11 protein-coding genes and 1 riboswitch are annotated in these 13,948 nt (G+C 69.4%); of the genes, 3 read left to right on the top strand and 8 right to left on the bottom strand.

The features are described 5' to 3' along the window. Positions 1–197: 197 nt before the first annotated feature. From AB0E69_RS17395 to AB0E69_RS17375, 5 genes are all read right to left on the bottom strand, one after another. Positions 198–971, bottom strand: a complete 774-nt coding sequence (locus AB0E69_RS17395; protein ID WP_360146126.1) for a RodZ domain-containing protein — start codon at positions 969–971, stop codon at positions 198–200. Between the two features lie 130 nt (positions 972–1,101). Next, a complete protein-coding gene (locus AB0E69_RS17390; RefSeq protein ID WP_360146123.1) occupies positions 1,102–1,668 on the bottom strand; it encodes a hypothetical protein in 567 nt (188 codons plus the stop codon). A gap of 2 nt (positions 1,669–1,670) precedes the next feature. Next, positions 1,671–4,301, bottom strand: coding sequence for a DNA translocase FtsK 4TM domain-containing protein (locus AB0E69_RS17385; RefSeq protein ID WP_360146120.1), 2,631 nt, complete (start codon positions 4,299–4,301; stop codon positions 1,671–1,673). 73 nt (positions 4,302–4,374) lie between these two features. Then, entirely contained in the window at positions 4,375–5,310 is a 936-nt protein-coding gene (locus AB0E69_RS17380; protein ID WP_360146117.1) for a DUF4184 family protein, read from the bottom strand. A gap of 10 nt (positions 5,311–5,320) precedes the next feature. Next, positions 5,321–5,836, bottom strand: coding sequence for a DinB family protein (locus tag AB0E69_RS17375; RefSeq protein WP_360146114.1), 516 nt, complete (start codon positions 5,834–5,836; stop codon positions 5,321–5,323). A gap of 94 nt (positions 5,837–5,930) precedes the next feature. Further along, positions 5,931–6,044, top strand: a riboswitch (SAM riboswitch). A gap of 16 nt (positions 6,045–6,060) precedes the next feature. Here AB0E69_RS17375 and AB0E69_RS17370 point away from each other — a divergent pair. Continuing rightward, positions 6,061–7,425 carry an aminotransferase class V-fold PLP-dependent enzyme gene (locus tag AB0E69_RS17370; RefSeq protein ID WP_360146111.1) on the top strand — a complete coding sequence of 455 codons (1,365 nt, stop codon included), beginning with the start codon at positions 6,061–6,063 and terminating at the stop codon, positions 7,423–7,425. Between the two features lie 289 nt (positions 7,426–7,714). Here AB0E69_RS17370 and AB0E69_RS17365 read toward each other — a convergent pair whose 3' ends face one another. Then, positions 7,715–9,757 (bottom strand): prolyl oligopeptidase family serine peptidase, encoded by a 2,043-nt coding sequence (locus AB0E69_RS17365; protein ID WP_360146108.1) that lies wholly within the window; start codon positions 9,755–9,757, stop codon positions 7,715–7,717. A 10-nt stretch (positions 9,758–9,767) separates the two neighbouring features. Further along, positions 9,768–10,313 (bottom strand): TetR family transcriptional regulator, encoded by a 546-nt coding sequence (locus AB0E69_RS17360; RefSeq protein ID WP_360146105.1) that lies wholly within the window; start codon positions 10,311–10,313, stop codon positions 9,768–9,770. Positions 10,314–10,365: 52 nt separating this feature from the next. On the opposite strand from AB0E69_RS17360, the gene AB0E69_RS17355 reads away from it, so the two are divergent. After that, positions 10,366–11,160 carry an alpha/beta hydrolase gene (locus tag AB0E69_RS17355; RefSeq protein WP_360146102.1) on the top strand — a complete coding sequence of 265 codons (795 nt, stop codon included), beginning with the start codon at positions 10,366–10,368 and terminating at the stop codon, positions 11,158–11,160. A gap of 76 nt (positions 11,161–11,236) precedes the next feature. On the opposite strand, the gene AB0E69_RS17350 is transcribed toward AB0E69_RS17355, so the two are convergent. After that, positions 11,237–12,763 carry an alkaline phosphatase D family protein gene (locus AB0E69_RS17350; RefSeq protein ID WP_360146099.1) on the bottom strand — a complete coding sequence of 509 codons (1,527 nt, stop codon included), beginning with the start codon at positions 12,761–12,763 and terminating at the stop codon, positions 11,237–11,239. A gap of 112 nt (positions 12,764–12,875) precedes the next feature. Here AB0E69_RS17350 and AB0E69_RS17345 point away from each other — a divergent pair, with 112 nt between their 5' ends. Further along, the gene (locus tag AB0E69_RS17345; protein WP_360146096.1) at positions 12,876–13,922 is read left to right on the top strand and encodes an acyl-CoA desaturase; all 1,047 of its coding nucleotides are present in this window, start codon (positions 12,876–12,878) and stop codon (positions 13,920–13,922) included. The last annotated feature ends 26 nt before the right edge of the window (positions 13,923–13,948 follow it).

The raw sequence follows: 13,948 nt of genomic DNA, 5'->3' as shown, positions 1-13,948 counted from the left end.
CCTGGGCTCCGCGCGTCCGCACGATGAGGCCGATGCTCCGGCATGCTCGCCGGTTGCTTGCCATGCCTGCAGGCGAGCGTCGGATTGCCGGGTGATGCGCTACTCGCCGGGTGAGCGGCCTGCGCCGCCGCCCTGAGGTCCACGCGGCGGCTTGATGGGGGCGAGGTTTGGCGGTGGTGGCCCGGGCGGCGAGGGGGTTAGGAGTTGGGGTTGGTTACCGGGGTGGGTTTGGTGAGGGTGCCGTTGGGGTGGGCGGTGAAGCGGTAGAGCTTGGTGTCCAGGCGTTTGCCGTTGAGGGTGATGATGAGGTTGGCGGGGTTGCCGACGGTGACGCGGATGTCGCCGGTGCTGGTCACGGACTGGGCGATGCCGGGGCTCAGGTGGCCTTGGAAGAGGCGTTTGTTCTTCTTGTCGCGGATGGTGAGGTACGTGCCATCGTCCTTGGCCGTCAGGGTGAGCGCTGTCTTCAGCACTGGTGGCTTCTTGGACGGCTTGCGGGTCGGCTGGGCCGAGGGCTGCGGGGTCGGCTTGGGGGCCTGGGTGGTGACGGTCGCCGTCGTGGCGGCGGTTTTCGACGCGTTCGCCTCGATGTCGCGGGGCAGCGTGAAGAGGCGGATCATCCCCCAGCCCATCAGGCTGACCAGGATCGCGCCGACCACCAAGGCCCAGCGCGGGCGCGCGGGGTGGAGGGTCGGGCCCTTGACCTTGGCGCGTTCCTCGCGGCGGGACTTCTCGTCCTCGACCGCGTGCTCGGCATCGAAGCTGGCGATAAGTGGCGCCGGATCGGCCTTCACCACACGCGCGATCGCCCGGATGTGCCCACGGGCGTAGAAGTTCCCGCCGCAACGGGAGAAATCGTCGGCCTCCATGGCGATCAGCAGCCCGGTTCTGATCCGGGTGGCCGCACTCAGCTGCTCGATCGTCATGTCGGCCCGTTCGCGCGCCGCCGTGAGCTCGCTGCCGATGCTCACGTCCCCACCATCCTCTCCATCGTCCGACGTCCGTTCCCGGACCATCGGCCTCGCCACGTCATCAGCTGGGCCGACAGCCGGACCGCCGACACCAAGTCAACGGCCTTTGTCCGACGGGGTCACGGAAGAGTCAGAGTTGTTCCCTGACCGGACACCTGGCATCCGCGAGCATGTGCAGTGCCTGTACCACTTCCCCGTTCGACGGCCGTGCCGTCAACCCGAACGGTATCGCGAGCGAGGATCCCGTCAGTCGCCGGTTCGCGTCGGTCGTCTTCCGGCTCGAACTCGGCATCGCGCCGAGAATCGGCCCAGGATCGTTCAAATGCACGGCAATCCGGCCGTCGTCGAGCAGGTGGCGGCGCTGCAGCACCGTCACCTCCTCGATGTCTTCCCACCTGGTCCCGATCCATTCGTTGCCGATTCGCAACCGGATGCCGACGTCGTCGGCCACCAGCATGTCGCCGACGGTCAGCGCCCGCGCGCAGATCACCGCGAGTACGGCGAAGGCCGCGGCCGCGAGCCAGCGCAGGATGCCGGTCGGACTGGCCGACGCGGACGCGGCGAACCCGATCGCGACCAGGGCCGCGCCGATCGCCAGCCCGCCGTGCACCCGCTGGGAGGCCCGGACGGTGAACGGGGTGGGTTCGGGGTCGAGATGGAAACGTTCCTGCCTCGGCAGTGCGCTCGCGGCGGTCACAGTCACTCTCCTCGGAGGGTGGTGATGAAGTCCTCTAGGTCGTCGGGCTTGACCAGGACGTCCCTGGCCTTGGAGCCTTCGCTCGGACCGACGACACCGCGGCTCTCCAGGATGTCCATCAGCCGGCCGGCCTTGGCGAACCCGACCCGGAGCTTGCGCTGCAGCATCGACGTCGAGCCGAACTGCGTGGAGACGATGAGCTCCGCGGCCTGGACCACGAGGTCCATGTCGTCGCCGATCTCGTCGTCCAGGTCCTTGCTCGGACCGGCCGCCACCGTGACGTCCTCGCGGTACGTCGGCTCGAGCTGGGTCTTGCAGTGCTCGACCACGCCACGGATCTCGCTCTCCGTGACCCAGGCGCCCTGGATACGCATCGGTTTGCTCGCGCCCATCGGCAGGAACAGACCGTCGCCCTGGCCGACCAGCTTCTCCGCACCCGGCTGGTCGAGGATGACCCGGCTGTCCGCCAGCGACGAGGTCGCGAACGCGAGCCGCGACGGTACGTTGGCCTTGATCAGACCGGTCACGACGTCCACCGACGGCCGCTGCGTGGCCAGCACGAGGTGGATACCGGCCGCTCGCGCCAGCTGGGTGATGCGGACGATCGAGTCCTCGACGTCGCGCGGCGCGACCATCATCAGGTCGGCGAGCTCGTCCACGATGACCAGCAGATAGGGGTACGGCGTGAGCACGCGTTCGGACCCTGGCGGCGGCTTCACCTTGCCGCCGCGGACGGCCTTGTTGAAGTCGTCGACGTGCCGGAAGCCGAACGCCGCGAGGTCGTCGTACCGCATGTCCATCTCGCGGACGACCCACTGCAGCGCCTCGGCCGCCTTCTTGGCGTTGGTGATGATCGGCGTGATCAGGTGCGGGATGCCCTCGTAGTTGTTCAGCTCGACCCGTTTCGGGTCGACCAGGATCATCCGCACCTCGTCGGGGGTGGCCCGCATCAGGATCGACGTGATCAGCGAGTTCACGAACGAGGACTTGCCGGAGCCGGTCGCACCCGCGACCAGCAGGTGCGGCATCTTCGCCATGTTTGCGACCACGAAGCCGCCCTCGACGTCCTTGCCCAGGCCGGCCACCATCGGGTGGTGGTCGTTGCGCGCGGTCGCGGACCGGATCACGTCGCCGAGGCTGACGATCTCCTTGTCGGTGTTCGGGATCTCGATCCCGATCGCGGACTTGCCCGGGATCGGCGACAGGATCCGTACGTCGGCCGATGCCACCGCGTAGGCGATGTTCTTCGACAGCGCGGTGACCTTCTCGACCTTGACCGCGGAGCCGAGCTCGACCTCGTACCGCGTGACGGTCGGGCCGCGGGTGTAGCCGGTGACCTGGGCGTCGATGCCGAACTGCTCGAACACCTCGGTCAGCCGGTCGACGACCTGGTCGGACGCCTTGGTCCGGGCCTTGTGCACCGAACCGGGCTTGAGCATCTGCCCGTCCGGCAGCGTGTACGTGATGTCGCCGGAGAGGCTCAACTGCTCCACCCGCTGCGGCAGCGGGGTGTGCGGCGGCGGCTCGATCGGCGGCGAATCGGCGGCCTTGGAAGGAGACGCGCCAGCACCAGCACCCCCAGCAGCACCCGCGGCGGCCTCGGCGTCGACGTCGTACGCGTCCTCGTCCGGCACCGGCGTGGCCTTCGCCTTGCGGCCGCGCTTGGAGATCTCACGGCCCTCGAGCACCGGCGAGTCGTACGGCTTGACCGTCGGGTCACCGTCGTCATCCAGCTCGGCCGCAGCCTTCGCGCGCCGCTCCTTGCGAGTCAGCCGAACCGTGTCGTCGGTCGGCGCAGCGATCACGGACGGTGCGTCCTCGGGCAGCGCAGTCCGGCCCATCAGTACGTCGAACGCCGCGCGGAACCGCAACGGGATCGCGTAGACCGGCGTGCCGGTGATGACCAGCAAGCCGAAGATCGAGAGCAGCACCAGCAGCGGCGCAGCGACGTACTCCGTCAGCAGGTCGGAGAGCAGCGAGGAGACGACGTACCCGATCGCGCCGCCGGCGCCCCGCAGCGGGCCGTCGGCCGGGTTGCTGGGCCGCGGCAGACCGTTGGCGATGTGCACCAGGCCGAGGACGCCGAGCAGGACGGCGGTCCAGCCGATCACCTGTCGTCCGGCCGGGCCGTTGCGGTCCGGGTGACGCAGCGTGCGGACAGCGGCGACCATGAGGAGCAGCGGCACGGCCCAGCCGATCACGCCGACGCTGCCGCCGACGACGGTTCGTACGCCGTTGCCCACGGCCCCCGGCAGGTCCCACCAGATCGAGGCGGCGACCACCACCGAGAGGCCGATCAGGAACAGGCCGGCGCCGTCGCGGCGGTGCTCGGGATCGAGGTCACGGGCACCGTGGCCGATCCCCCGCACCATGCTGCCGAGCAGGTGCGCGATACCGATCCAGATCTTCACGACGCCGCGACCGAGAGCGATCATGGCGGCCGCAAACGGGCCCGGTCCGCTGTTCTTGGGCGTGCTCGTTCGCGCAGCGGATGCTCCACCGCGCTTCGTGCTCTGCCCACGCTTCTGGGCGCCGGACGGACGGGAGCGTCCACCAGCGGCCGAACGGGCCGTGCTCGGCCGCTTGGCTGCTGACTTCTGCGCCCGCGCCGGGGAAGACGTGCGGGTCGCCATATCGATCAGGCTACCCCGATTACCTCTTGAGTCCCACGTGTCACACGCCGATCACACTGCCCCATCCGTAGCGTCACAGCGTGGCCACTCCCCTCCGTAACCGGGCCAGGTGCCAGATCACGACGTACCAGCCGAGCGCGGCCAGACCGCCGGAGACGAGGCCGGAGAGGGCGAGGCGTACGACGGTTTCGCCGCCGAGATCGCCGTCGGCGCGGGCCAGCTCGATCGCCGCGCCGGCTGCTGCGAGGAGGGCGCCAGCCGCTGCTACGACCCACCGAGCCCAGGAGGGTAGGTGGTCACTGAGGGTGACTGGGGCGGGGGTTGTGCGGCGGTACCAGCGGTAGAGCCAGATGGCGAGGACGAGGCAGCCGGCGATGGTGCTGACGTATTGGAGGACGCGGTTCACGTCCCAGCCGGTGAGGACCTGTGCTCGGAAGAAGGCCGGGAAGTGCTGGACGAAGTAGCCGTCTCCGTGGGTGAACGAATCCCAGAACACATGAGTGAGCGCGCCGATGATCCCTGACACCAGGGTCCACAGCAGAATGCTCGGGGCAGGCCACCGGGGTGAGAGCGGGTGGGCCGGCGGGGCGAACCGGGCCGAAGGGGGTGCGGTTAGCCGGGCCGACGAGGGTGCTGCGGGCAGGCGACCTGGCGAGGGTGCTGCGGGGAGGCGGCCTGGCGAGGGGGCTGCGGGGAGGCGGCCTGGCGAAGGGGCTGCGGGGAGGCGGGCCGCCAGGCGTGCTGGGGCCAGGGCGGTCAGGGGGCGTTTGAGGAGGAGGTTGTAGATCAGGAGGACGACGGCGATCAGTGGGTCGAGCCACAGGGCCGAGGTGAACCTGTGGGTGTAGGTGATGGTGAAGTTGCCGTTGATCGTCTGCGTCGCGAAGCGGTAGATCGGGCCGACGTACAGCAGGTCCGGCGCCACCGCCCCGGCGACCAGTGCCGAGGCGACGAACGGTCGCCGGACCAGCGGGAGCACAGCCGCCGGATGGGCGAGGGTGAACGGCACGACGCGCAGCCTATGCGCCGGTGGTGCCGTCGAGTTGCTCACGTACCAGGTCGGCGTGGCCGCAGTGGCGGGCGTACTCGCCGATCAGGTGGATGTAGATCATCCGGAGCGTCGACTCCGTGCCGCTGAAGGTGAAGCGGTCGTCGAGCGAGTGCCCGGCGGCCGCGCCGTCGGACAGCTTCCACTCCGCGATCAGCGCGTGGTACGCCGTCTCGGCCTCGGCGGCGTCGATCAGCTCGAAGTCGGCGTCCTTGCCCAGCGCCAGCGGAAAGACCGGCTCGGCCGGCTCCGCCGCGAAGTGGATCCGGAACCAGATCCGCTCGACCTTCGTGAGGTGCCGGATCAAGCCGAGCAGCGAGAGGTTCGACGGCGGCGACGGCCGCTCCGCCAGCTGCTCGGCGGTCAACCCCGCGCACTTGACCAGCAACGTCGTGCGGTAGAAATCCAGGTACCCCTGCAGCAGGGAGCGCTCCGGCGCAGTCAGCGAGCCGTCCGGCCGCTCGACGTCGGGTGCTTTCCAGGTCATGCCAACTCCTCAGGTGTCCACGATGCGTCGGGACATCTCATCACATGAGATAGCCACTGGCGTCCTCGTGGCCCGTTCGTTACCTTCTACATCAGGTCATGAGAGCCAGCGACAAGCCCCGGCTAGCTGGACGGCAACCCTCCTCCGCGGTGGGGTGCCCCGGGTGAGGACCAGGCCGTTCGGATACCCCGATCGGCAAGTGCGGACCTTCCTGGAGCGACAGCATGTCGATCTTGTCCATTCTCGAGCCTGCCAGTACGACGACCCCGCGGCCGACCGTGGCGCGGCTGAAGACCGGCAGCATCCCCGCGACCGTCGGAGCGGACCTGCTGGTCCCGCTGGCCGACGGGCGCGTCACGGACTATGCCAACTTCGACCACGGCGCCAGCGCGCCGTGTCTGGAGTCAGTCCGAGCCAGCGTGGAGGCGGCGCTGCCGTCGTACGCGTCGGTGCACCGCGGCAACGGCTACGCGTCGCGCATAACCACCCAGTGGTACGAGCGGGCCCGCGCGGAGGTGCATGCCTTCGTCGGAGCGCGCGCGGACGACCAGGTGGTCTTCACCCGGCAGACGACGGACGCGCTCAACCTGCTCGCCCATGCCGTACCGGCTGACGCCACCGTCATCGTGTTCGAGTCCGAGCACCACGCCGCCCTCCTCCCCTGGCCGGCCGAGCAGACCGTCCGTCTCAAGGCACCGACCAGTCAGACGGAGGCCGTGGCCAACGTCGCCGACGCCCTGCGCGAGGCGCCTGAGGGCCCGCGGCTGGTCGTCATCACCGGCGCCTCCAACGTCACCGGCGAGATCTTCCCGATCGCCGACATCGCCAAGGTCGCGAAGGCCCACGGCGCCCGCGTCTGCCTCGACGCCGCTCAGCTCGCACCGCACCGCCCGGTCGACATCGCCGCTCTGGACGTCGACTGGGTCGCGCTCTCCGGCCACAAGCTCTACGCCCCGTACGGCGCCGGCGCCCTGATCGGCCGCTCCGACTGGCTCGACGCCGCCGACCCGTACCTGTACGGCGGTGGCGCGACCCACGCGGTCACCAGCGACACCGTGGTCTGGGCGACCGGCCCGGCGCGTCACGAGGGTGGCTCTCCCAACGTCATCGGGGCCATTGCCCTGGCGAGCGCCTGCGCCGCGATCGCACAGCACCGCGACGCGATCGAGCAGCACGAGCGCAGCCTGCTCGCCCGCCTCCGGACCGGCCTCGCCCAGCTCGACGGCGTCACGACGTACTCGATCTTCGGCGAGGACGCGGACCGCGTCGGCACCATCTGCTTCACGATCGCCGGTCTGACCTCGACGCTCGTGTCGGCCGCGCTGAGCGCCGAGTACGGCATCGGCGTCCGCGACGGCAAGTTCTGTGCCCACCTCCTGGTCGGCCACCTCCTCACCAGCGCACCCGAGCACGGTACGGCGGTCCGCGCCAGCCTCGGCCTGGGCACGACGCGGGAGCACGTCGACCGGCTCGTCAACGCCGTACGCACGCTGGCCGCCAGCGGCCCGCGCACCGAGTACGCGGAGACCGCGCACGGCTGTCAGCCGTCCGACGACCCCCGGGACCTGCACGCGCCACGCATCTGGTGACGCCAGCCTCCTACTGCTCGGGAGTACGCCTACGAAGGTGAGCAGCCAATGCCTGTAGGCCGTCCTCACTTCCGAGCCGGACATGCAGCGCCGGCGCGGGAATGACGACCGATTCATCGCTGAGCGATCCAGGTCGCGATCTGACTGCGGGTACTGAACCCCAGCTTGTCCAGGATGTGCACGACGTGCGACTCGGTCATCAGACTGCCTCCTGCTCGCGGGGGGGGTGGTGAGACCTCGAGTCCACCAGCGGCCGCCGCGAGCAGGCATCCGGCAAAATACCGATCGGCTACGGCACCTGCAGTCCGGTGTGATGGGCCGCGAACGCCAGGAGGTCCGCCCACTCCGACGCGACCATCGCGGCGGGCTTGCCGAAGCCGTGGCCGGTGTTGACCTCGACCCGGGTCAGGATCGGCGCATCCGCGGACTGGGCGTGCTGCAACGCAGCGATGTACTTGTGGCTGTGCAACGGCACCACGCGGTCGTCGTGGTCACCAGTGACGGCCAGCGTCGCCGGGTACGCCGTCCCGTCCACTACGCGATGCAGTGGCGAGTACGCGAGCAGGTCCTCGAACTGGTCGGGGTCGTCCGGCGTCCCGTAGTCGGAGGCCCACGCAGCGCCCACGGTGAACTTGTGGAAGCGCAGCATGTCCAGCACACCGACGCCGGGCAGTGCGACCTTGAAGAGGTCCGGCCGCTGGGTCATGACCGCTCCGATGAGCAGTCCGCCGTTACTGCGGCCGTGGATGGCCAGCTGGTCCGCGGTGGTGACTCCGGTCTCCTGCAGATGCGAAGCGACCGCGATGAAGTCGTCGAACACGTTCTGCTTGTTCTTGAGCCGGCCCGCGTCGTGCCACTCGCTGCCGTACTCACCGCCGCCGCGCAGGTTGGTGATGACCAGCACTCCCCCGGCTGCGAGCCACGCGGGCCAGCCGGGGCGGTAGTCGGCCTGCACCGGGATGCGGAAGCCGCCGTACCCCCACATGAGGGTCGGACGCGGCGTGTTGAAGTCCAGGTCGGACCGGGTGATCAGGAAGTAGGGCACCGCCCCAGCGACTCGTCGCTCCACCGACACCACAGGCGGGGTGTAGGCAGCCGAGCCACGGACCAGCTCGGGCAGCGCACGAGCCTCGCCTGATGCGGAGACGACGTACGACGCCGTGGGGTCAGTGACTGTGGACAGGCCCACGAAGAAGTCCGCGTGCTTCGCAGAAGCGTTCAGGCCGACCACTGCACCACCAGACACGTCTACGACCCGTGCATCGGACCCGTCGAGCGCGTAGACCGTCAGCACCGACTCTGCGTCCACCAGCGTCAGCGTGACGAACCCCTGCTCGGTCGCCTGGGTCGACTGCAGTGTCGACGAGCCCTCCGGGACCAGGTCGGTGAACGTGCCGTCCAGGGTGGACAGGACGACGCGACCGCGCGACGCGTCGCGGTCCGTCTGCAGCACGAGCTGGTCTCCGGACATGCGCACGAAGAAGATCTCGTCGACGAACTCGTCCACGACCTTGACCGGCTCACCGAGACCGTCCGACGTGATCGGGAACAGCCAGAGCTTCGTGGCCGGGTCCGTGCCCTGGGTGATGGCGGCAACGACGTACCGGTCGTCTTCGGTGACCGTCGGGGCGATGAAGATGTTGTTGTCCGGGAAGGCTAGCACCAGCACGTCCTCGGACTGCGGCGTCCCGACCTTGTGCAGCGTCAACCGGCCGCTGGCCAGCCCGCTCGTCTCAGTGCCTTCGCTGCTGCCGTCGGCGACCGGGTAATGCAGGTACAGGTAGCCGGAGCTGTCCGGCAGCCACGTCGCCTCGCTGAACTTCGACTGCGTGACCACGTCGTCCACCGGCTCGCCACTGGCGATGTCGAGCAGCCGGAACGTGGTCCAGTCGCTACCGCTCTCGTTGATGCCGTATGCGAAGTACTTGCCGTCCGGACTGACCGTGTAGCTGCCGAGCGAGTCTGTACCCGCTTCGGACAGCTTGTTCGGGTCCAGCAGCACCCGGCCGCCGGCGAGCAGCTCGTCGAGCGACTCGGCGACGAAGACGACTTCCTGCGCCTGCGTGCCGTCGTTGCGGCCGACGAAGTACCAGCCGGCCTTCTGAGCCGGTACGCCGGCGCGCGGCCGGGCCAGGATCGTGGACATGGTGGTCTGGAACCACGCTCGCTCGGCATAGCCGGACAACTCGGCCTGCGTGAACGCGTTCTGCCGCTCGACCCAGTCCTTGGTGTCGGGTGCGTCAGGATCTTCCAGCCAGCGGTACGGATCGGCGATCTGGTGCCCGTGCAACGTCTCGACCACATCGTCGCGGCGGCTCTCCGGATAGGTCATGCGGACCAACCTAACCGTCCAGCGCAACCTTCAGCAGGAGCTCGTACGTCGGTCGCGGATCGACGTCGTCGTGCCGCGCGATCCGGTGCAGGATCAGCCCTTCGGACGCGGCCGCCACCGCCCGCGCCGCCGCCCGGGGATCACTGGCGCCGAGCCGGGCCAGCACCTCGGTGGCGATGTTCTCGAGCGCCTCGCGGCCACGCGACAGCGCCGCCCGGATCTCCGCGTCGTGACTGCCCTCGAGGAACAGGATCAGCCGGGCGGTGGTCCGCACCCGGTTGACCCGGGTCAGGTAGTCGAACGCGCCGCACATGATGTCGACGAACTCCGCGGCGGTGGCCGGCGCGAACGACATACTCAGCGCCTCGGCCTCGAGCGAGGCGATCCGGTCGACGACGCCGGACAGCAGCGCGGCCCGGGTCCGGAAGTAGTTGGAGGTGGAGCCCGGAGGCAGCCCGGCGGCGGCGTCGACCCGGGCGTGGGTGAGGGCCCGCAACCCCTGGGTGCCGAGCAGTTCGACAGCCGCATCCAGGGCGCGTAGCCGCGTCGAGGTCATACCGCACTATAAACGTAGTGACAGACTACTAGGTTCGTAGTACCTTCGGGAGATGGATCGTTTCGTCGAGCTGCCAGGCCTCCGGATGCGGGTCACGGAGGCGGGCCGTGGTGAGCCCGTGCTGATGCTGCACGGATTTCCTCAGGACTCCCGGGAGTGGCGCGACGTCGTCCCCGAGATCGCTGAGCACTACCGGGTGATCTGCCCGGACCTGCGGGGCGCCGGCGAAACCGACGCGCCGGCCGACGGCTACACGAGCAGCCAACTGCAGGCGGACCTGGCAGCGCTGCTCGACGCACTCGAGCTCGACCAGGTGCACCTGGTGACGCACGACTGGTCGTCGATGCTCGGGTTCCTGTTCGCCGTGAACCATCCGGACCGGGTCGTCGACCACCTGGCGATGTCTGTCCCGCCGCCGGGCGCGAAGCTCGATCGGGGATTCCCGTTCCGGGCATTGCGGTACGGCTGGTTCAACCTGATGCTGCCGTGGCCGGGACTTGGGGCCTGGGCACTTCGCAAGACCGGTCTGGCGCGACACATGCTGCGCGCACACTCGACGTCGATCTCGGCCGACGAGGCGGAAACCTTTGCCGCGCAGTTCAAGGACCCGGCGCGAGCCCGCGCGGGCTCGGCGCTGTACCGGACGTTCATCCAGCCCGAGGGGCTGCGCCTCATGCGCGCGAAGGACCAGAGCCAGGTGGTGACGCGAGTGCTGGTCGGTACCGAGGACCACATGGTGAAGCCGAACTTCGAGGGTGCGGTCGCGATCGACGGCGCCGGGCACTTCCTCGTCGACGACCGTCCGACGGTGGTCGCCGACCAGATCCTGCAGTTCCTCAAGCGGTAGATCTCGCCGTACTCCCCCGGCCCCGGCGGGCGGCATCCCGCACAGGCACCGGGAGCCGGGCAAGTACGACGGGCCCTCAGTGGTGGGCCGGGGTGAGGTCCTTGGTCCAGAGCACCTTGCCGAACAGGTTGCGCAGCGAGACCGTGAAGACGCCGGTGCGCGGGTCGATCCGGGTGTGGCCGAAGAACTGGTTCCCGCTGGCCGGCGACTGGCTCGGGAAGTCGGCGGCCTTCACGAACACCGCTTCGGGGCCGAAGGTGGGGTCGAGCTTGTTCGGGCCGAAGACACCCGCGTTGATCGGCCCGGCGACGATCTCCCAGAACGGGTCGAAGTCGGTGAACGTCGCCCGCGACGGGTCGTAGTGGTGCGCGGCCGCGTAGTGCACGTCCGCGGTCAGCCAGACCGCGTTGCGGACCTTGTGCTGCTTGAACTGGCTGAGCACCCAGGCAATCTCGTGCTCGCGGCCGCCCGGCGCGCCCGGCAGGCCGTTCGCGACCGCCTCGATCAGGTCGCCGTCCGGTACCAGCAGACCGAGCGGCATGTCGCTGGCGATCACCTTCCAGGTCGCCCGCGACGACGCGACCTCGCGGACCAGCCAGGCGGCCTGCTCGGCGCCGAGCATCGCGACCGGGCCGGCCGTCGACGGCACCGGGTTCGCGCCGCGGTACGTACGCATGTCCAGGCAGAACACGTCGAGCAGCGGGCCGTAGCTCACCTTGCGGTAGATCCGGTCCCGGCCGGAGACGTGCTCCATCGGCAGGTACTCCAGGAACGCCTTCTTCGACCGGGTCGCGAGGACGTCGACGCGCTTCTCCGTGTACCGGTCGTCGGTGAGGATCTCGCCCGGGTACCAGTTGTTCAGCGTCTCGTGGTCGTCCCACTGCGCGACCAGCGGTACTTCGGCGTACAGACCGCGCACGTTGTGGTCCATCAGGTTGTACTTGTACCGGCCGCGGAACTCGGCCAGTGTCTCGGCGACCTTCGAGACCTCCTCGGTCACCAGGTTCTTCCAGACCATGCCGTCGGCAACCTTCAGCTCGGCCGCGATCGGGCCGTCGGCGTAGATGTTGTCGCCCGAGTGCAGGAAGAAGTCCGGCCGGGTCTCGTGCATCGCCTGGTACGCGACCATGCCACCGAGGTCCGGGTTGATGCCGTACCCCTGGCCGGCGGTGTCGCCGGTGAACACGAACGACACCGGCCGGTTCCGGCCCGGCGTCGTGAACGAGCCGTCGAGGGTCTGGCCGATCCGGCCGTACGCGTCCTCGAAACCGATCCGGTAGTCGTACTGCTGGCCAGGGCGCAGACCGCGCAGCGGCAGCCGGGCGGTGAAGTCGTCGTCGGCGTCCGTCTTCGGCCCGCGCAGGCAGATCGCCTTGTCGAACCGGCCGTGGCTGGTCAGCTGGACGACCATCCGCCCGGGGCGGTCGGCACGCGCCCAGACGACGGCCGAGCTCGGCGTCACGTCGGCGCTGGCGATACCGGACGGCAGCGCGGCCCGGTCGCGGCTGACGAGGTTCGGAGCGGCGGAAGCGATGCCTGGTACGGCGAGAGTGGCGCCCGCGACGCTGGATGCGGCCAAGAGCTGGCGGCGGCTCAGTTTCATGACCCGAAGGTGCGCTCCGCTGATGACCGCGAGGTGACAGGCCGGATAACTCGGCGGCAAATCACCCCGGTCCGCTGTATCGGTACGGCGCGTGACCAGCCATGATGAGCGCGTGCGTGCACAGCAGCAGTACGTCAGTCTGTACACCGACCTCCAGCACACCGTTCGCGACCTCGGCCTGCTTCGGCGGCGGCAGGGGTACTACTTCACCCGGATGGGCGTCATCCTCGGCGTCCTGCTGGCCATCGCCGGCGGCATGGTGCTGCTGGGCGACTCCTGGTTCCAGCTGATGCTGGCCGCCGCGTTGGCGCTCGCCCTGGTTCAGGTCGCCTTCCTCAGCCACGACAGCGCGCATCGCCAGATCTTCCACTCGGCCGCGCGCAACGACTGGACCGCCCGCATCCTGGCCGGCTGCGTGCTCGGCATGAGCGTGAGTTGGTGGCGCAGCAAGCACAACCGGCACCATGGCGCGCCCAACCAGACCGACAAGGACCCGGACGTCCAGCTCAAGGCGCTGGCATTCACTCCAGACGCGGTCACGAACCGCGGACCGATCGGCCGCTGGCTGGCCGCACGGCAGGGCTGGTTCTTCTTCCCGCTCCTGACGCTCGAAGGCGTCGGTCTGCACGCATCCAGCCTGAGGCACCTGCTACGCCGCGATGCGAGCCGGCTCGACCGGATCGAGTCGGGCGTGGTCGCCGCGCGGATCTCGGTGTACGTCGCCGCGCTCTACCTGCTGCTGCCGCCCGGGAAGGCGAGCGCGTTCCTCGGTCTGCAGCTGGCGATCTTCGGCGTCTGCCTGGGCGCCGCCTTCGCGCCGAACCACAAGGGCATGCCGCTGGTCCCGGCCGGGATGAAACTCGACTTCCTCCGCCGCCAGGTGCTGACGTCGCGCAACATCCGCGGCGGCATCTTCACCGATCTCGCGATGGGCGGCCTCAACTACCAGATCGAGCACCACCTGTTCCCGAGCATGCCCCGGCCGACGCTGCGCCAGGTCCGGCCGATCGTGCGCGAGTACTGCGAGCTCCACGGCATCGCGTACGCCGAGGTCGGCCTGTTCACGTCGTACCGGATCGTCGTCGACTACCTCAACAACGTCGGCCTCCGCGCCCGCGACCCGTTCGACTGCCCGTTCGCCGCCCAGCACGGCCGTTGACTCTGACCTCGATCTAGGGTGGCCCC

Source organism: Kribbella sp. NPDC026611, assembly GCF_040638345.1.
In the GTDB taxonomy this organism is placed as follows: Bacteria; Actinomycetota; Actinomycetes; order Propionibacteriales; family Kribbellaceae; genus Kribbella.
Note: the sequence above shows the minus strand (reverse complement) of the source record. Positions and strands in the feature narration are given on the sequence as shown.

What these genes read in the sequence shown, in the direction of transcription:
- AB0E69_RS17375 (WP_360146114.1), bottom strand. Translation starts at nt 5,836, where the DNA reads ATGACCTGGAAAGCACCCGACGTCGAGCGGCCGGACGGCTCGCTGACT.
- AB0E69_RS17370 (WP_360146111.1), top strand. Translation starts at nt 6,061, where the DNA reads ATGTCGATCTTGTCCATTCTCGAGCCTGCCAGTACGACGACCCCGCGG.
- AB0E69_RS17385 (WP_360146120.1), bottom strand. Translation starts at nt 4,301, where the DNA reads ATGGCGACCCGCACGTCTTCCCCGGCGCGGGCGCAGAAGTCAGCAGCC.
- AB0E69_RS17350 (WP_360146099.1), bottom strand. Translation starts at nt 12,763, where the DNA reads ATGAAACTGAGCCGCCGCCAGCTCTTGGCCGCATCCAGCGTCGCGGGC.
- AB0E69_RS17360 (WP_360146105.1), bottom strand. Translation starts at nt 10,313, where the DNA reads ATGACCTCGACGCGGCTACGCGCCCTGGATGCGGCTGTCGAACTGCTC.
- AB0E69_RS17365 (WP_360146108.1), bottom strand. Translation starts at nt 9,757, where the DNA reads ATGACCTATCCGGAGAGCCGCCGCGACGATGTGGTCGAGACGTTGCAC.
- AB0E69_RS17355 (WP_360146102.1), top strand. Translation starts at nt 10,366, where the DNA reads ATGGATCGTTTCGTCGAGCTGCCAGGCCTCCGGATGCGGGTCACGGAG.